Here is a 17,895-nt window from a genome sequence, read left to right on the forward strand (position 1 = left end):
ATGGTCTGGGTCTCGCCGCCGTTGGGTTGGGTTAGGGGCGGTCGGACAGGACCAGGGTGCCGTTCGCCGTGGCCTGGGAGAGTTCGCGGGAGACCGCCAGCGCCGCTGTGCGCACGGCCGGGGCCAGGCGGCCGAGATCTAGGCGGCACGCGTGGCCGGTGATGGAGATGGCCGCCAGGACGCGGCGGCGGTGGTCGAAGATGGGCGCGGCGACCGCCGAGACGCCGGTCTCCGACTCCTCCTGGTTGATGCCGTAGCCGCGTTCGAGCGTGCGCTCCAGCTCCCGGCGCAGCAGGCCGGGCATCGTGATGGTGTGCGGGGTGTGCCGGGGCAGCCCGGCCGACAGCACCTGCCGCAGGTTCTCCGGGGGGCCGAGGGCCAGGAAGACCTTGCCGGTCGCGGTGCAGTACGCCGGCAGACGTCCGCCCACGCGCGACACGATCGGCATCGAACGGCGGCCGCTGACCTTCTCCAGGAAAAGGGTGTCCACGCCGTCGAGGACGGCGAGGTGCACGTTCTCGTGCGTCGCCTCGTACAGGTCCTCCAGGTATGGGAGCGCCGCCTCGCGCAGGCCGCGCGGGCGCGGGACGCGTTGTCCCAGGATGAACAGCCGCATTCCCAGCCGGTAGCCGCCGGACGTGCGTTCCAGCCCGCCCCAGCGCACCAGTTCGGCGAGCAGACGGTGGGCCGTCGGCTTGGGCAGTCCGGTGCGCCGCGCCAGCTCGGCCAAGGTCAGCTCGGTGTCGGCGGCGCCGAACGCGTCCAGCAGCAGCAAGCCGCGCGCGAGCACCGACTTGGGCGGCTCCGTCACCGGAGCGGCCTCGCCGTCGGCGGACCGGCCGATCTCCTGGCGCATTTCCTGATCGTCCTCCGGAACGTGTTCTTGTCGCAAGGGTCCTCACCTCCCGGGGTGTGCCGTGATCGGGACTTCGGCCAGCAACGGGCCGGGAAGCCGTGGGGCCGCGGCGACGAGCTCGGCGAGCCCGGCGGCCGAGCCGACGCGGCGCCCCTCGACGCCGAAGAGCCGGGCGGCGGCGAGCCAGTCGAGCGCCGGCGGGCAGAGGTCGAGCCCCGCGTACGGGGGGCTGATATGCCCGCGTTCGTCGAGGGTGTCCTTGAGGGTGCGGTACTCGCCGTTGTTCATGACCAGGAAGAGCACCGGGAGCCCGTACCGCGCCGCCGTCCACAGGCCCTGCAGGCCGAACGTCGCGGAGCCGTCGCCGAGCACCGCGATCACCGGCCGCGACGGGACGGCCAGCCGGGTGCCGATGGCCGCGCCGATCCCCCAGCCGAGCCCGCCGCCGACCGTGTGCACGTACGATCCGGGCCGGTCGAGCCGCTGCGTCCCGCGCAGCAGGACCCCGACGGTGATCGCCTCCTCGATGAGGACGGCGCCGGGCGGCAGCGCGGCGGCGATCGCGTGGGCCGCCGCGAGCGGGGCGAGCGGGGCCGGGCCGTAGGCGGCGCGGGCCCGCCGGTCGAGTTCGGTGCGGCGGTCGGCGCTCTCGGCGGTCACGGCGCGAAGGCGCTCCTTGGCGGCGGGGACCTCATCGGGGAGCCGTTCGGCCAAGGCGCGGAGCGTGCCGCGCAGGTCCCCGGCGAGGCCGGCGTGGGCGGGGAAGTTGCGGCCGATCTCCGCCGGGTCGGCGTCGGCCTGCACGACGGTCAGGCCGTCCGGAATCGGGGATCCGGGGGTGTAGTGGTGCGGGGTGAAGGCACGGCAGCCGGTCAGCAGCAGGGTGTCGTACGCCTGGAGGGCCTCGCGGACGAGGGTGTTGCGGGGCGGCAGGGCACCCGCGTACAGGGCATGCCCGCAGGGGAACGACAGCGCGTCGAACATCGGCTGGTGGTAGACGGCCGCGCCCAGCCGTTCGGCGATCGCAACGAGATCGTCCATCGCTCCGGCCCGTCCGACGCCGTCTCCCGCGATGATGACGGGCCGGTGCGCGCGTTCCAGCAGCGCGGCGGCGCGCTCGATCTCGTCGGCGGGCGCTGAGCCTGGGACGGCGGCGGGGGTACGGGCGGGCACCGGCACGTCCTCGTCGCCCTCCAGCACGTCCATGGGCAGCGAGAGCAGCACCGGCCCGGCGGGCGGACGGACGGCGAGCGCGAACGCCCGGCGCAGCAGCACGGGCAGGTCGTACGCCTGGTGCACCTCGATCGCGTACTTCACGGCGGGCGACGCGAGAGCCGTCAGGTCCCCGGAGAGCATCGGGTCCTGGATCAGATGGCGCCGATCCTGCTGGCCCGCGACGGCCACCAGCGGCGTCCGCGACCGCGCGGCGTTCAGCAGGCCGATCAGCCCGTTGGCCACGCCCGCCGCCGCGTGCAGGCTCACGAACGCGGGGCGGCCGGTGGCCCGCGCGTACCCGTCGGCCATCGCCACGGCCGGCCCCTCGTGCAGCCCGAGCACGTACTCCAGCCCGGGCGCGGAGGCGAGGGCCTCCAGCAGCGGCAGTTCGGTGGTGCCGGGATTGCCGAAGACCCGCGTCACCCCCTCGTCGCGAAGGATCTCGAGCAGCGCGGCGGACGGGTTCATGCGGCGAACTCCTTCGCGTTCATGAGAGGAGCCGCTTCGCGCTCACGCGGCCGGCTCCTTGCGTCGGGGGGCGGGTCGTTCGCGCATCACGTCCTCCGGGGGTCAGTGCCGGGCCGAGCCACCGTCGACGTTGATGGTCTGGCCGGTGAGGAAGCCGCTGCCCTCGTCGCAGACGTACAGCAGCGTCGAGACCAGGTCGGCCGGGGTCTCGGTGACCGGGATCGCCTGCAGGGCCCGGACGCGGGCGAACCCTCCGTCCGCGCCCGTGCTGCCCGCCGCGGTCGCGGTCCGGGTGAGGCCCGGCGCGATCGCGTTGACGGTGATCCCGTCGACGCCCACCTCGCTGGCGAGCGCGCGCGTGAGACCCACCAGCCCGGCCTTCGACGCGGTGTAGGCCACCAGCTCTGGCGGTCCGAGGAACACCACGGCCGACACGATGTTGACGATGCGGCCCCAGCCCGCGGCGCGCAGGTGCGGCAGCGCCGCGCGGGTCACCAGGAACGGCCCCTCCAGGTTGAGCCGCATGATCCGGCGCCAGTCCTCCGGCGTGGTGTCCTCGAACGGGATCGGCGGATAGACGCCGGCGTTGTTGACCACGATGTGCAGGCCGCCGAAACGGGCGGCGGCCTTGCCGATCGCGGCGTTGACGGCGTCCGGGTCGGTGACGTCGGCCGTGAGGGGCACGAAGCGGTCCGTTCCCGCGCGCCGCGCCGTCTCGTCCTGATCGGCGACGTCCAGCCCCGCCACCGCGTACCCGTGCGCGACCAGCGCCAGGGCGAACTCCTGGCCGAGCCCCCGGGCGGCCCCGGTGACGACCGCGACCCGATCGATCCGCTCGCTCATGGGTCGGAGCCTGCGTGGCGCCGGAACACCCGGCAAGGACCGTGTTCCGTTCAGTGAAACGGCCCGCTTGTCCGGGTCCTGACCGCCATGGATGCTCACGGCACCCGAGCCCGCCGGACACGCCGCCGGGGCACGGGCTCGTCAGGACGCGAAGGAGCCGATCACCGACATGTCCGCGACACCCTGGACGCGAGCAGCCTGGACGCGGCCCGCCTGGCTGCGCGCCGTCCTCCGGGACGAGACCGGCGTCGTCGCGGTGCTGGTCGTGCTGGTGCTCGGCGTCGGCCTGGCCCATCCGGAGTTCCTGCGCACCGGCAACCTGCTGTCCACCGCGCAGAACACGGTCTATGTCGGGCTGATGGCCTGTGGCATGGTGTTCCCGCTGGCGATGCGGGAGGTCGACCTGTCGGTCGGCGGCCTGTACGCGATGAGCGTGGTGACCGGCGCGGTGCTCATCACGCACGGGGCCGGGCCGTGGCTGGCGGTGGCGGTGGTCCTGGCGCTGTCACTGACGCTCGGTGCGGTGAACGGCCTCGTCACGACCCTGATGCGGCTGCCGTCGTTCATCGTGACGCTGGCCACGGCGATGCTCTTCCGCGGCATCGGGCTGGCCCTCGCGGAGGGCAAGCAGATCGGCGGGATGCCGATGGACCACGCCCTGTTCCGGGTCGGCGGCGGGAACCTCGCCGGAGTGCCGACGGCCGTCTGGGTCTTCGCCGCCGCCGTCGCCGTGCTGACCGTGCTGCTGACCCGCAGCCGGTTCGGCTCGCAGGTGCGGGCCATCGGTTCCAACCCCGAGGCCGCCGAGTTCACCGGCCTGCCGATGACCCGCACCCGGGTCAAGGCGCTCGCGCTGTCCGGGCTGATGGCGGGCGTCGCCGCGGTGCTGGCGCTGGCGTTCTTCGGCGCGGGCGACCCGACGATCGGCCAGGGGTACGAGCTGACCGCGATCGCCGCCTGCATCATCGGCGGCACCCCGCGGGCGGGCGGGCGCGGCTCGGTCGCCGGCGCCGCGGTCGGCTGCCTGATCTTCAACGTGGTGGCCGCCGCGCTGGTGTTCTTCCAGATCCCGATCAACTGGACCACGTTCGCCACCGGCGCGGTGATCCTCGTCGCGGTGGCCGTGGACGCCGCCGTCCGCGGGCTGCCCTCTCCCGTCCGCGGCCGTCCGGGCTGATCCCCCTGTTCCCTGGAGGTTCCGATGCGTCCTCGTCCCCGTTCGCGTCCCTGTCTTCGTCGTCGTCCTCGCCGAGCGGGGCTTCTCGCCGTCGTCCTGGTGGTCGCCACCGCGGCGGGTTGCGGCGACTCCGGCTCAGGCTCGGAGAAGAAGCAGCTCAAGATGGCCATCGCCGTGGCCAACAACAGCCTCAACTTCGCGCGCTCGATGTATCTCGGCGCCACGTCCGCCGCGCAGCACGCCGGCGACGTCGACTTCAAGGTGGCCGGGCCTCCCAACACCGACGGCCCCGCCGAGGTCCAGCTCTTTCAGAACCTCACCGTCACGCACCCCGACGGGATCGTGCTGGAAAACCTCGCGCCGCCGCTGTTCACCCGTCCCGCCGCGCAAGCAAAGGCCAAGGGCATCCCAGTAGTGGCGCTAGACACCGCACCCACCAATGGCAGCGGGATGGAGTTCTACGTCGGCAACGACAACTATGCGCTCGGCGCGCTGCTCGCCCAGGAAACGGTGAAGAAGCTCGGTAAGGACGCCAAGGGTGAGGTAATCGTCGGCGTACCCAACCCTGGCACGCCCGTTCTGGACAGCCGCGCCAAAGGCGTCAAGGAGACCCTCAGCAAACTCGCCCCTGGCATCACCGTGCTCGGCCCGTACCAGACGTACAGCGACCCTGCCCAGAACTACAACGCCTGGCTCGCCCAGGTGCACGCCCACCCCAAGGCCCTGGCGTTCCTCGGCGTGGGCGACGCCGACAGCTACGACCTCGCCAAGATCAAGGAGCAGGAGAAGGGCACCTACCTCACCGCCGCCTTCGACGTGGACCCCAAATCCCTGGAGGCCATCAAGCGCGGCACCAACTTCATCGGCATCGACCCCGAGCACTTCCTCAAGGGCTACATCGCCACGGCCGTCCTCGTGGAGCGCGTGCGCGCGGGCAAGGATCTGCCCCAGGGCTGGTTCCCGATGCCCGGCTTCGTGGTGACCAAGGAGAACGTCAGCCAGATCATCCAGCGCGAGACCTCGCCGGACGCCTCGTACACCTGGTACAAGCCGCAGATCGACAGGCTCCTCGCGGGCATGGACGGCATGCTGAAGCCGCTCGGCCAGGCCCGCTGACATGCTCACCGCCACCGGCTTGACCAAGCACTTCGGCGGCGTGGTGGCCCTCGACGACGCCGGCATCGAACTCGTCTCCGGCCAGGTGCACGGCCTGGTCGGCGAGAACGGCGCGGGCAAGTCCACCCTCGTCAAGATCCTCTGCGGCGTCCTGCGCCCCGACGCGGGCACCATCACCATCGAAAATCACCCCGTCCGCCTGACCGACGCCCGGCGAGCGGCCGCGCACGGCGTGGCGGTCGTCTCCCAAGAATTGATGACCTTCGGCGACCTGATCGTGCTGGAGAACCTCTTCCCGCACAACCGCATGGCCGGCAAACGTGAACTGGCCCGCCGCGCGGCGCCCGTCCTAGCCGAACTGGGCCTCTCAGCCCCGCCCCACGCCCGCGTCGGCACGCTGCCCCTAGCCGACCGCCAACTCCTGGAGATCTGCCGGGCCCTACTGCAAGAGCCCCGCATCCTCGTCCTGGACGAGCCAACCTCAACCCTTCCCCGCGAAGCAGTGGCCAGGCTGGAACAAACCATCCGTGGCCTCGCCAAACGCGGCCTGGCGGTCCTCTACATCTCGCACTACCTGGAGGACGTCATGCGCATTGCCCAACGCGTGACGGTCCTACGCAACGGCCGCACGGTGCTCACCGGCAGAGAAACCACCAAAGTAAGCCTGGGATCCCTGGTCGAAGCCATGCTCGGCGAAGCCATACCCCCCACCACTCCCACCCGCCGACCAACATCCAACGGCCCCGCCCTCCACCTGACCGACGTCACCACCCCCCACCTCCACAAGGTCTCCCTCACCGCAACCGCAGGCGAAATAGTCGGCCTAGCAGGCCTACAGGGCGCAGGCCACCTGGCGGTCTTCGACGTGATCTGCGGCCGCAAGCACCCGACCTCAGGCCAAGTCACACTCCCCTCAGGAACGACCCCCCGCTCGTTCCGCCAGGCAGTGGCCGCAGGCGTCGCCTACATCTCCGGCGACCGCAAGGCACGCGGCCTCATGCTCGACCGCCCCGTCTGGGAGAACCTGACCGCCGTCCGAAGCCTGGGCCTAGGCCGTGACGGCGCCCTCCCCCCACGCCGCCCCCGCCAAGCCCGCGCGCAAACCCAGGCCACCAAGCTCCGCATCTCAAGCGACCTGACGCTCCCCGCAAGCGCCCTGTCAGGCGGCAACCAGCAGAAAACCGTCCTGGGCAAATGGCTCGACGCCGCTCCAACCCTGGCGCTCCTGGACGACCCCACCCGAGGCGTAGACGTCCGCGCCCGCCTGGAGGTCCACGACCTGATCCGCGACCTGGCCGAGTCAGGCCGCCCCGTCCTGATCGCCTCCAGCGACCTGACCGAACTCACCGAACTCTGCCACCGCGTCCTCATCTTCCAGCACGGCCAGATAACCGCAGAGCTCACCGACGCAACCGAGCAAGACCTGAGCCTGGCCATGAACGCCGGCTTCGCCCGCCCCACCAACACCAAACGAAATGCCCCCCGCCAGAGATAACCCCCAGCGTCGTGCGCCTCACTCGCAGAGTGACTCGTACGGGTCGCCGTCTTCGTTGAGGACCGCGTACTCGGGGCCGGCGCCTCTTGCTGTGGCCAGCAGTAGTGGGAGGGCGTCGCCTGGGGTGAGGTTGAGGGCGTCGAGAAGGCGGGTGCGGTGGAGGGAAAGGTCCGGTTCTTCGTCGAGGTACTCCTGTTCGAGGGCCGGGATCGAGGCGCGGATCTTCTCCAGATCGTCGGGACCCAGGCAGTCCCGCCAGAAGGGCAGCTGGATGATGATCGCCAGCGCGGCGGCCAGGGAGGGGGCCAGGAGGGCTGCTCCGCCTTCGGAATCGGCGTAGAGGACGGGGCGCTCGTCGCCGTCGCCGCAGAGGTAGTACGTGCCGCCCGCGCCGTCTCGGGCGATCGGGTCCAGGCGGCCGCCCCCGGCGAGGTGGAGGGGTTCGATGGGAGTGTGCGACGGGTCCGTCACGTCGAAGTCGAAGACCGCCGCGAGCATGTCGGCGATCCATGGGGTTTCTTCGATGGTTTTGATGGGGGTGGTCATCGCGCGAGCGTAGCGGGCGCCCGGAGGTGGCCGGACGCCCGCTTTGGGTTAGTGGAGGGGTTTGGGTTTTCTGTTCAGGCCGCCGCAGCCTATTTCGCTTGCTGTGGCTGGGCCTGGGGTTTCTAGGCGTAGGTAGCGGGCTGTTGTGGGGCGGAAGCGGGATTGTTTGAGGGTGTGGTCGGCGGGCCAGGTGCCTTGGGCTATGGGGCGGAATGTTTTGTTGTTGGTGCTGGCGGAGATTCGGTAGGACGTGATGTTGCCCGTTGTTATGAAGTCTTCCAGGACGAAGTCCTTGGCGGTGTCCTGGCGCGGGAGGTAGGTCAGGACGTCTATGCCTGTGAAGACTCGACCTAGGTCGATGGTGATTTGGCCCTTTTCAGATGTCCAGAGGGTCTGGTCAGCCTGGCCGTTCCAGCCGAAGTCGCTGTGGCCGTCGATGGCGTTCGCGGCGTTGCCGGTGGTGGCGGTTGCCGAGACGGGGGTCAGGGGGTGGCTCACTACGTCGGGTTGGGGTGGGAGGGGTGGGCGCCTGGCGGGGTGCCACTGGCGGCCTACCTCTTGGAGGGTCTCGACGACTGTGTCGTCCAGGAGGCCTTGCGGGTTGGGCGGGCAGTTGAGGATGAACGTGCAGTAGCGGGGTTCGAGTCTGGCGAGGTGGTCGACGATCTGGGTTGTAGTTAGCAGGTTGGTGGGGGTTGAGGGGTGCCAGAACCAGCCTGCGGGGGCGATCGTCTGGCCTTGGGACGCGGCGTAGGTATTGTCCGGCGGGCAGAAGACGCCGCCCTTGGTCTCTTCTATGAAGAGCAGGTCCGAGTGCCAGGGGACCGAGAGGCCGTTCAGGTCCAGGACCAGGCAGTTGGGCTGGAGGCGCGCGATGTGCTCGCGGATCTCGTGCCAGGGCAGGGTTTGGTGATTGAACGCCCAGTGCCAGGCCCAGCCGTCCAGGAAGAGCAGGGGGATCGGGCCGTAGTTGGTGAGCAGTTCGGTGAGCTGGGCCTTGACGAAGTCGATGGCCTTGCGGGTTATGGGTGGCCTGTCGTCGAAGCCCTTGGGACCGACGCCATTGGTGCGGTCCCAGATCGAGAAGTAGAGGCAGGGCGTGAGGCCTCGGCCCCGGAAGGCGTCGACGTATTCACGTACGATGTCGCGCTTGGAGTTGTAGGTGGTGTGGGCCGTCGGCCATAGGCAGAAGCCGTCGTGGTGTTTCGCCGTTAGCACGCCGAATTTCATGCCTGCGGATTTGGCTGTGTCTGCCCACTGGCCGCAGTCTAGTGCGGTCGGGTTGAACGAGTTCGGGTCCTGGTCGGGCTCCACCCATTCGGCGTCGTGGTAGGTGCCCATGTTGAAGTGCAGGAACATCCCGAAGCGCCAGTCGACGAAGCGCTTCTGGAGGCGGTAGCGGTTGCCCATGTGGCGGGATGCCGAGGCGGGGGTTGCCGTCAGGAGGGGTAGGGCCGCCGTTGCTCCTAGGAAGGTTCTGCGCGGAAGGCTCATCGTGCACCGCCTCGGTGATTGGCGACGGGGACGAGGGCGGGCTTTCCTATGGCGGCCTTTTCTTCGGCGATCACGGCAAGGGCCAGGGTGTTGCGGCCTTGTTCGCGGAGGATTCCGGCAGGCAGCGCGAAATCTCGTTGAGGGCCGGTGGAGAGGTACTGGCCCATGTTCCAGCCGTTCAGGAAGAGGAGGACGCGGTACTTTCCGCTGCCTTGCGGGAAGCGCAGGGTGAGGGGGACGTCTTGGCCCTTGGGCAGGTTCAGGTCGAACGTTGTGCGGTACCAGGTCGAGCCGGGGTTGGTGGTGGGTTGGGCTTGGCTCCAGGAACGGTCGGAGTAGCTGGGGAGGGTCCAGCCTCGGCGCTCGCCTATGAGACCGCCGTTGTTGAGGGGGCCACGGATCGGGTCCGTTGCCTGGGTTCCTTGGATTTTCCAGGTGATGGGTGTGTCTCCGACTGAGGCGCCTACCAGGCCGCGCGGTTGTTTCTGGCGCACGTCCTCGGCGGTCCAGTCGTCGTTGTGGCCCATGTTGCCGACCAGGACGGCGAGGGTCGCGGGCTCTCCGGTTTTGAGCGAACCGGATGGGATCGTGAAGTGGCCCGGTCCGGGGTCGGGGTTGGGCGGGGTGGACGCGTCGCCCGCGTCGGCCTGGACGCCTCCGGCGGCCGAGCCCAGGTACCGGCCGTTGAGCCAGACCTGGTAGATGCCCTTCCGGCCGGTGATGGCGTTGAGGTCGACGGTCTTCTCCTGGCCGGTGGACGTGAAGCGCCCGCGATACCAGACGTGGCCGTGGTGGTAGCCGTAGTCGTCGGCGTACAGGACGGGCAGCGTCTTCGGCTTGATCGGGCTCACCGTGGTCGTTTTGTCCGCCACGGTCCAGCGGGAGTCGTCGAAGGTGGGCTTCGCCTCGGGTGCTCCCTCAGCACTCCGCCAGCGGGTCAAGGCGGGCAGACGAACGGGCTTGGGGCTCGTGGTGCGGGCCAGGAGTGAGCCGCTTGAGGTGCGGCGAGCGGAGATTCGCTTGCCGTTGAGGGCAAGGCCCCTGGCTGAGGTGAATACCTCTACGTCGCCCGCCTTGGCCACATCGGCGCGTAGATGGACGGTCTCCTGCCCCTTAGCCGAGCGCACGAGGGACGTGCCGCGGACCAGGACGTCGTCGGCTCGCCAGAACTTCGCCGCTTCGGCGTCGGTACCAAGGAGCAGCAAGAGCGGGCGGCGGCCGCCGTCACTGATGAGCACGCGCGCCAGGCCTTGGTGGGCGTAGTCGAGCGTGAGGTTGCCGTTGGCATAGGACGAACGGACGGCGCCCGAGAGCACCTTCACCTTGGGCTGGGAGGCGTAGCGAAGGACGGTGTTGCCTTGCGTTCCTTCCTTGCCGTAGAGCACGGCTACGTCGCGTCCACCCGAAACCGTGTGGGTGAGCAGTTCGGACGTGCTCACCGCCAGCCGCTGGCCGCCCATGTCGTAGCCCGCGAGGAGCAGTTTCGCGTCGCGCCCCTTGACCCGGACCGGCACGGTGTACGAGCCGTCGGGCGCCGTCCACGTGAGGGTGGCGGACTCGTCGGCGTCGGTGGTGCGGTCGGCATGGCGGACGAGCACCACCTGCGTGCCGGTGTCGGGGTTGGTGCGAGCCTCGGTGTGCACGGCGGCGTTGCTGGACGCGGGGGCGGACGAGGGATCCGTCTTCGTCAGCGGCGCCACGGTGGTGAGGAAGAGCCCCTGCCGCTTGAACTCGTCGTACTTGGTCGTGAGCTGCCGGTTCTCAGTGATGGCGGCGCCGTAGTCATAGGAGGTGTAGACGTCGTTGGGCTGTGGCAGCCAGCCCCACGACGTGCCTCCGTACGCCATGTAGTAGCCGAACATGGTGGCGCCGCTGGTGACGAGGTTGGACTTGTAATAGACCTTCATGTAGTCCGGGCCGGTCAACTCGCGACACTTCTCATAGCCCGCGTCGTTCAGGTCGATGGCGCCCGCCTGATATTCGGCGGCGTAGACAGGTGCCTCTCTGCTCCTGCGTTCGGTGACGCCCGTCCCCCAGGTGCCCCATGTACGCGGGTCAGGGCAGTTGAACGCCTGCGGGTAGTCGTCCACGCCGAGGATGTCGACGGCACCCTGACCCGTGGACCAGTCGGTGGTCCACTCGGCGGCATCACAACATTGGTTGTGCGTGATGGGAACGTCGATCCCGGCCGCGCGCGCTCTGGCGGAGATGTCGGCCATGTAGGCGCGGTCGGTATTCACCGCGTATTCGTTCTCGGCGTTGTAGGCGATGACCGAGCCGCCGTGGCTCACCTGGTGCCGGGCGAGGATCGGGTTGATGTGGTCGAGCCACTCCCGGTAGGCCGCGGTGTAGCCGGGGTCGCTGGAGCGGGCGCGTCCCGGCACGTTCTTCAGCCAGGCGGGCAGGCCGCCGCCCGTCGTCTCGGCGTTGATGTACGGGCCGGGACGGGCGACGACGTAGAGGCCGAGCTCCTCGGTCATCCGCAGCAGCCGGTCGACGTCGCGGACGCCGGTGAAGTCGTACACGCCCTGCTTGGGCGAGTGGTAGCCCCAGTGGAAGTAGAGCGAGACCCCGTTGAAGCCCGCGGCCTTGACCTTCTCCAGGGTGTCGCGCCACAACCGCTGGCTGGGCAGCCGGAAGTAGTGGAACTCCCCTGACCACAGCAGCACCCGCTTGCCGTTGACCATCAGCGAGTGCTCGTCGTAGGTCACCTTGGACCCATAAGTGACCTTGGGCCCGGCCTCGGACTTCTCCGCCACCGCCGGAGAACCCGGCGCCCCGAACGTGGCGGCCACCATGAGCGTCGCGAACAGGAGCGCGAGCGCCCTGCGAAGACCCCTTCCGCGGAGGCCCCTTCTCGAGAGACCCCTTCCCCGGAGGTCCCCTGTTCGAATGCTGTCCTTTCCGGTACTGCCTCTTCCAAGGGTTGGTCGCATCGTTGGCGTCCTTCCGCAGATCGGATGGCGGTGATGGCGGAGACGATCGCGTCGCCGAGCCGGACGGGCGGACCAGGCTGGCGAACCGGACTGGAGGAACACCGGCGCCCCGCCTCCGCCGCTCGGCGGAGGCGAAGACGGGGCACCGGACCGTTATCTGGTGAAGTGGTCCCTTAGCTGGTGAAGGAGAAGGAGCTCAGCCGCACGTCACCGCCGAAGACGAGGTAGACGTCCTGGCGACCGGAGATCCGCGAGATCTGGCCCGTGATGTCCTGGTAGGTGTACTTGTTGCCGGTGGACGGCACGGTCAGCGTGCCGGCCAGCCGGCCGCGCGGCCCGCCCGCGCGGACCTGGATCGTCGTGGTGCCCGCGCTCGCCTTGGCCACCCGCGCCTTGATCCCGGACGGGCCGGAACGCAGGTCGGCGTCGGCGAACGAGATCCACGCGCCCTCCTTGCCGCCGACCGCCGTGCCGTTCACCTTCGACTCGTCGACGAGCTTCACGCCCGAGTAGTCGTCGAAGTTCGCCGCGGGGGTGGGCTTGCTCAGGTCGCGGGCCGGGACGCGCTCCCCGGTCACCTTGATCGAGGCACGCTGCCGGATGTCGCCCGCCGAGGCGCCGACCAGCAGGTCATAGGTGGACGACTCGACGATCTGCTTGCCGCGCGTCACGTCCCAGTGCGCGAGATCCGCCTTGGCGAACCGCAACCGCACGGTCGTGGTCTGGCCGGGGTTGAGCCGCACCTTCTGGAACGCGCGCAGCTGCTTGAGCGGCTGCTTGACGCGCGAGCTCCGCTGGTGCGTGTAGAGCTGGACGACGTCGGCGCCGGCGACCTTGCCGGTGTTGGTGACCGGAACGCTGACCGTCACCCCCGAGCCCGAGCCCGAGACCTGCGGGCGTCCGTACTTGAACGTGCTGTACGACAGGCCGTGCCCGAACGGGTAGAGCGGCTTGCCGCGGTAGTAGAGGTACGTCCGGTTCGACTTGATGATGTCGTAGTCGAAGATGCTCGGAAGCTCGCTGTCGGACCGGTACCACGTCTGCGTCAGGTGACCGGACGGGTCGACGTCGCCGAACAGCACGTCGGCCAGGGCGTTGCCGGTCTCGGCTCCGGCGTGCGACGTCCACACGATCGCCGGGACGTTCTTCTGCTCCCAGGTGATCGCGGTCGGGTAGCTGTTCTCCAGGACCAGGGTGGTCTTAGGGTTGGCCTTGAGGGCGGCCTTGATCAGCGCGCGCTGCCCGGCCGGCAGGTTCGTGGAGGGCCGGTCGTAGTTCTCGCGGCCGTTCACCGACGGGTTGCTGCCCGCCAGGAAGACGACCTGGTCGGCGTCCTTGGCCGCCTTGGCCACGGCGTCGGCGCCGTTGACGAGGGTCTCCTGGGCGAAGACCGCGGCGTCGTCCTTGGTGCCGAGCTTCAGTTTGCCGTCCTCGCCGATGCCGACGTAGTTGCCGGAGCTGAACCACGTCTCGTGGGTCTCGTAGCCCGCGTACCGCAGCTTGACGTTGCCGTCGGCCTGCTTCTCCAGCGCGAACTGCTGCTGGACGAACCACGCGTTCGGCTCGACCTGGTCGTTGACGAAGTTCGACCAGTTGTAGCCGACGTACTTGCCGTTGGCCGCGTTCCGCAGCGTGACGATGCCGTCGCCCCAGTCGGTGACGTCGAACTGCGAGGTCGCCGCGGGCGCGGCGTCGCTGACGGCCAGCGTGGCACCGGAAGCGCCCGAGCCGCCGGTGACGTACTTGCCGGTCTTGACGTCCTTGAGGGCGATCCGGTCGTCGCCGCGCACGCCGGTGACCGTGGCGCCGGCGCCGAGCTTGGCCCTGATGCCGTCCACCGGCGTGACCTTGTACGGCATCTGGCCGGAGTACCAGTCGGTGTAGACGACGTCGGCGAGCGGCCCGACGACGGCGACCTTCTTGGCGGTCGCCTTGGGCAGGGGCAGTGCCTTGCCGGAGTTCTTCAGCAGCACCATCGCGTCGGCGGCGGTGCGGCGGTTGAGCCGCTTGCTCGCGTCGGTGTTGAGCACCGAAGTGTTGATCTTCCCGTACGGGCCGCCGTCCGGGTCGAACTCGCCGAGCCGCACCCGGATCGACAGGGCGTGCCGGACGGCCGCGTCGATGTCGGAGACCTTCACCAGCCCCTTGGCCAGCGCGTCCTTGATCGCCGTGACGGTGATCGAGGCGTCCCGGTTGTTGGCGGTGAAGCTGTCGTTGCCCGCCTTGAGGATCGCCGCGTCGCCCTGGGTGAAGTCGGGGTAGTAGTTGGTGTTCCAGCGCGGGTCGGTGCCGGAACCGGCCAGGCTGTCGGGCAGCCCGGCGTCGGTCACGTTGAAGAGGTCCCTCTTCGTCCACGACCGCAGGGGCCCGCCGACGGCGAGGTCGGGGTTGACCGCGTTGGGCCGCCCGTTGACGAGGTTGTACGCCGACATCACGCCGGTCGCGCCGTCGGCGGCGATGATCGGCTTGAACGCCTGGCGGTCGTACTCGTTGAGCACGCGCTCGCGCAGCTGCACGTCCGTGGTCGAACGGAGGGTCTCGTTGTTGTTGGCGAGGTAGTGCTTGAGCGTGGGCGCGGTGAGCAGGTACTTGGGGTCGTCTCCCTGGGCGCCCTTGCCGTACGCGTTGGCGATCGCGGCGGTGAGCGTGGTGTCCTCGGAGTATCCCTCCTCGTTGCGGCCCCAGCGAGGGTCGCGCAGCAGGTTGGTCACCGGCGCCCACAGGTTGAGGCCCCAGTACATCCGCTCGTCGTTGGTGGAGTGGTAGCCGCGCGCCTCCACGCCGGTGGTCTTGCCGACCTGCCTGATCAGGGCGGGGTCCCAGGTGCTGGCGAGCCCGACGGCCTGCGGGAACACCGTGCCCTTGTCGGCGTCGATCTTCTGGTCGCCCCAGCTGGTCCAGGCGACGCCGTGCACCGCCTCGGTGCCGGTCTTGAACGCCTTGATGTCCAGCCGCGGGATGGCCGGCTGGTACTGGTGGAGCAGCGAGATCTTCTCGTCGAGCGTCAGCCGCCCGAGCAGGTCGGCGACCCGCGCGTCGAGCGAGAGCGCCGGGTTGCGGAAGGGAGGTGTCTCCCGCGCGGTGGCGGGGGTGGCCAGGCCGACCGAGGCCGCCAGGGCCACCGACAGGATGGGGATCAGCGGCCGCCGGAACCGGCCGGGTGAACGGGTGGATGCCACAACGATTCTCCTCTGAGCGTCGAAGCTGTGCACTGACGGAATGGCCCCCGCCCCCGAGGTGTTCGGTGTTCCGTATTCACCGATATTGCGTATTCAGTTGTTCCGGGCACTTCGAGTAGCGCCGCCCGCGCTAAATCGAAGCGCTTCGATCAGATACCGGACAAGACCCGTGGCGAATGTCTCCTCGTCAGTTCACGGACGCGGTGCCGGTGCCGGTTCGCGCCACGCCCTCGCTACCGGCGGACGCGGTACCGGTTCGCGCGGTGCTGGCCCGTGGCGTGAGCCGGGGCGGCAGGAGCGTGGCCGGCGGCACCTCCGCGCCGTCGAGCTTGGCCATGAGCAGCTCCACCGACCGCCGCCCCACCTCCTCGGCCGGGATGGCGACCGAGGTCAGCGGCAGTTCGGCGTGCTCGGCCAGATCGTCGGGGCAGATCGCGACCACCGACAGATCGGCGGGCACGCGCCGTCCCGCGTCCTGGAACGCCTTGACGAGCGGCGCCACGATCGGCTCGTTGTGGATCACCACCGCGGTCAGCTCCGGCTGCTCGGCGAGCAGCCGGTCGACCAGGGTGCGGGCCGCCTCGCCGGTGGCCTCGCACGGGTGCACGGTCGCCGCGACGCCGTGCCGGCCGGCCGCCGCGAGGAACCCGTCCGCGGTGCGCTGGGCGTAGCCGGTCTCCCGCTCGTACACCTCCGGCGGCGAGCCGATCAGGCCGACGGCGCGGTGGCCGAGTCCGGCCAGATGCTCCAGGCAGGCCTCGCCGGCCGCCCGGAAGTCGAGGTCGATGCAGGTCAGCCCCTCGGTCTCGGACGGGAAGCCGATGAGCACGGAGGGCCGGTCGAGCGAGCGCAGCATGGGCAGGCGCTCGTCGTGCAACTGCACGTCCATCACTATCACCGCGTCGACCAGGGCGCTGTCGGCCACCCGGCGCACGCCCTCCTCGCCCTCCTCCTGGGTGAGGAGCAGCACGTCGTGGTCGTGCCGCCGCGCGGTGGTGACGACCGAGACCGCGAACTGCATGACGACGGGCACGTGGATGCCCGTCCGCAGCGGGATCACCAGCGCGAGCACGTTGGACCGGCTGCTGGCCAGCGCGCGGGCCCCCGCGTGCGGCCGGTAGCCGAGCTCGCGGATGCTCGCGCGCACCCGGCGGACGGTCTCCGCGGAAATCGAGCGCTTGCCGCTCAGCACATAGGAGACCGTGCTCGGCGACACTCCCGCATGGCGCGCCACGTCAGTGATCTTGACCACGGACCGTCCCTATTTGAAGCGTTTCGATTACGTGAATGATAAGTGCGTGACATCCCGGGCACAATGCCGGTCGGCCAGAATATCCGGGCTATCTCGCGGGTAATTCCGGCCGCTCGGAACGCCCTGTCGAACGCCCTGCCGCACCTCCCCCGGCACGCCCGGCGAGCATGGGCTCACCGAGCACGATAGCGAGCGCGATCCCGGTCAGCACGGCACCCGCCAGAGCCGTGGTCCGGACGCCCGCGTCCGGCAGCAGGAGACCGCCGAGCAGCGCCCCGCCGCCGATGCCGAGGTTGAATCCGGCCGAGGTGCCCGCCGAGGCGACGTCGGTGCCGCCCGGCGCCGTCTCCAGCACGCGCGCCTGCATGGCGGTGGCCAGCGCGGGCAGCGCGAGCCCGAGCAGCACGAGGGCCGCGGCCGCGGCGAACAGGATCGTGCCCGCCGCGTACAGCACCGCCAGCGCCGCCGTCAGCATCGCGGCGGCGACGGCCAGCATCAGCCGCGGGCCGCGGTCGACCAGGGCTCCGGCGAACGCCAGCCCGATGATGTCCGCCACCCCGTTCACCAGCAGGAAGACGCTGATCGAGCGTTCCGATACCCCGCTGACATCGGTGAGAAAGGCGGTGATGTACGTGTAGCACGTGAAGGTGCCGGCGACCATGAGCACCGTGGACGCGACCACGAGCAGGTAGCGGCGGCGGTCCGGGCTGGTGGCGGTGTCGGCGTGGCTCTCCCCCGGCGGTACGGCCGGCAGCAGCGCGGCCGTCGCGGCCAGCGCGAGCATGCCGAGCACGCTGAGCGCGGCGAACGACCATCGCCAGCCCGCCTGCTGCCCCAGCCAGGTGCCCGCCGGGACGCCGAGCACGATCGCGAGCGAACCTCCGGTGAAGACGAACGCCCCCGCCCGTCCCCGGATCTCGGGGGCCAGCAGCCCGGCCGCCACCACCACGGCCACCGGCCAGAACACCGCGTGCGCGAGCGCCGTCGTGATGCGGGCGGCGAGCAGGACCCAGTAGGAGTTCGCGACGACCGTCACCCCGGTCGCCACGACGAACACCGCGAGCACGACCAGCAGGAGCCGGCGCCGGTCCACCCTGCCCACCACGAGGGTGAGCGGCACCGACACGACCGCGACCATCAGCCCGTAACCGGTCACCAGCATGCCCACGGCCGTCCGCGAGGTGTCCAGGTCATCGGCCACGAGTGGCAACAGGCCGATCGGAAGACTCTCGGTGGAGCCGTAGCAGAACGCCGCCACGGCCAGAGCACCCACGGCCGCAGCCCCAGAGAGACCCCGCCCGCCAGACATCTGGCCCGC

Annotated in this window: 12 protein-coding genes; 3 read left to right on the forward strand and 9 right to left on the reverse strand. The window is 70.0% G+C overall.

Annotated features, from left to right (window positions below; genetic code table 11):
• Window positions 1–31 precede the first annotated feature (31 nt).
• The 3 genes from ACGFNU_RS27125 to ACGFNU_RS27135 form a co-directional block, all read right to left on the reverse strand.
• Complete coding sequence (locus tag ACGFNU_RS27125; protein WP_392597960.1) at window positions 32–856, reverse strand: IclR family transcriptional regulator; 825 nt, start codon at window positions 854–856, stop codon at window positions 32–34.
• A gap of 42 nt (window positions 857–898) precedes the next feature.
• Window positions 899–2,539: a thiamine pyrophosphate-binding protein gene (locus ACGFNU_RS27130; protein ID WP_392597962.1), complete on the reverse strand. Its 1,641-nt coding sequence runs from the start codon at window positions 2,537–2,539 to the stop codon at window positions 899–901.
• A gap of 102 nt (window positions 2,540–2,641) precedes the next feature.
• Window positions 2,642–3,382: an SDR family NAD(P)-dependent oxidoreductase gene (locus tag ACGFNU_RS27135; RefSeq protein WP_392597964.1), complete on the reverse strand. Its 741-nt coding sequence runs from the start codon at window positions 3,380–3,382 to the stop codon at window positions 2,642–2,644.
• Window positions 3,383–3,551: 169 nt separating this feature from the next.
• On the opposite strand from ACGFNU_RS27135, the gene ACGFNU_RS27140 reads away from it, so the two are divergent.
• From ACGFNU_RS27140 to ACGFNU_RS27150, 3 genes are all read left to right on the forward strand, one after another.
• On the forward strand, window positions 3,552–4,559 hold the full coding sequence (locus ACGFNU_RS27140) for an ABC transporter permease (protein WP_392597966.1): 1,008 nt from the start codon (window positions 3,552–3,554) through the stop codon (window positions 4,557–4,559).
• Between the two features lie 99 nt (window positions 4,560–4,658).
• Complete coding sequence (locus ACGFNU_RS27145; protein ID WP_392597968.1) at window positions 4,659–5,675, forward strand: sugar ABC transporter substrate-binding protein; 1,017 nt, start codon at window positions 4,659–4,661, stop codon at window positions 5,673–5,675.
• 1 nt (window position 5,676) lies between these two features.
• Window positions 5,677–7,170, forward strand: a complete 1,494-nt coding sequence (locus ACGFNU_RS27150) for a sugar ABC transporter ATP-binding protein (RefSeq protein WP_392597970.1) — start codon at window positions 5,677–5,679, stop codon at window positions 7,168–7,170.
• Window positions 7,171–7,188: 18 nt separating this feature from the next.
• Here ACGFNU_RS27150 and ACGFNU_RS27155 read toward each other — a convergent pair whose 3' ends face one another.
• From ACGFNU_RS27155 to ACGFNU_RS27180, 6 genes are all read right to left on the reverse strand, one after another.
• Window positions 7,189–7,716: a hypothetical protein gene (locus ACGFNU_RS27155; RefSeq protein WP_392597972.1), complete on the reverse strand. Its 528-nt coding sequence runs from the start codon at window positions 7,714–7,716 to the stop codon at window positions 7,189–7,191.
• Window positions 7,717–7,764: 48 nt separating this feature from the next.
• Window positions 7,765–9,126, reverse strand: a complete 1,362-nt coding sequence (locus ACGFNU_RS27160; protein WP_392597974.1) for an alpha-L-fucosidase — start codon at window positions 9,124–9,126, stop codon at window positions 7,765–7,767.
• A gap of 80 nt (window positions 9,127–9,206) precedes the next feature.
• The gene (locus ACGFNU_RS27165; protein WP_392597976.1) at window positions 9,207–11,969 is read right to left on the reverse strand and encodes a beta-galactosidase; all 2,763 of its coding nucleotides are present in this window, start codon (window positions 11,967–11,969) and stop codon (window positions 9,207–9,209) included.
• Window positions 11,970–12,319: 350 nt separating this feature from the next.
• Window positions 12,320–15,325, reverse strand: coding sequence for a glycoside hydrolase family 3 C-terminal domain-containing protein (locus ACGFNU_RS27170; protein WP_392597978.1), 3,006 nt, complete (start codon window positions 15,323–15,325; stop codon window positions 12,320–12,322).
• 187 nt (window positions 15,326–15,512) lie between these two features.
• Window positions 15,513–16,577 (reverse strand): LacI family DNA-binding transcriptional regulator, encoded by a 1,065-nt coding sequence (locus tag ACGFNU_RS27175; RefSeq protein WP_392597980.1) that lies wholly within the window; start codon window positions 16,575–16,577, stop codon window positions 15,513–15,515.
• An 88-nt stretch (window positions 16,578–16,665) separates the two neighbouring features.
• Window positions 16,666–17,850, reverse strand: coding sequence for an MFS transporter (locus ACGFNU_RS27180; protein WP_392597982.1), 1,185 nt, complete (start codon window positions 17,848–17,850; stop codon window positions 16,666–16,668).
• Window positions 17,851–17,895 lie beyond the last annotated feature (45 nt).

The organism is Spirillospora sp. NPDC048911 (assembly GCF_043198015.1).
Lineage (GTDB): Bacteria > Actinomycetota > Actinomycetes > Streptosporangiales > Streptosporangiaceae > Spirillospora.

Bases quoted from the DNA above. Each gene is read 5' to 3' on its own strand.
- ACGFNU_RS27130 (WP_392597962.1), bottom strand. From the start codon at position 2,539: ATGAACCCGTCCGCCGCGCTGCTCGAGATCCTTCGCGACGAGGGGGTG.
- ACGFNU_RS27135 (WP_392597964.1), bottom strand. From the start codon at position 3,382: ATGAGCGAGCGGATCGATCGGGTCGCGGTCGTCACCGGGGCCGCCCGG.
- ACGFNU_RS27155 (WP_392597972.1), bottom strand. From the start codon at position 7,716: ATGACCACCCCCATCAAAACCATCGAAGAAACCCCATGGATCGCCGAC.
- ACGFNU_RS27140 (WP_392597966.1), top strand. From the start codon at position 3,552: ATGTCCGCGACACCCTGGACGCGAGCAGCCTGGACGCGGCCCGCCTGG.
- ACGFNU_RS27150 (WP_392597970.1), top strand. From the start codon at position 5,677: ATGCTCACCGCCACCGGCTTGACCAAGCACTTCGGCGGCGTGGTGGCC.
- ACGFNU_RS27125 (WP_392597960.1), bottom strand. From the start codon at position 856: ATGCGCCAGGAGATCGGCCGGTCCGCCGACGGCGAGGCCGCTCCGGTG.
- ACGFNU_RS27160 (WP_392597974.1), bottom strand. From the start codon at position 9,126: ATGGGCAACCGCTACCGCCTCCAGAAGCGCTTCGTCGACTGGCGCTTC.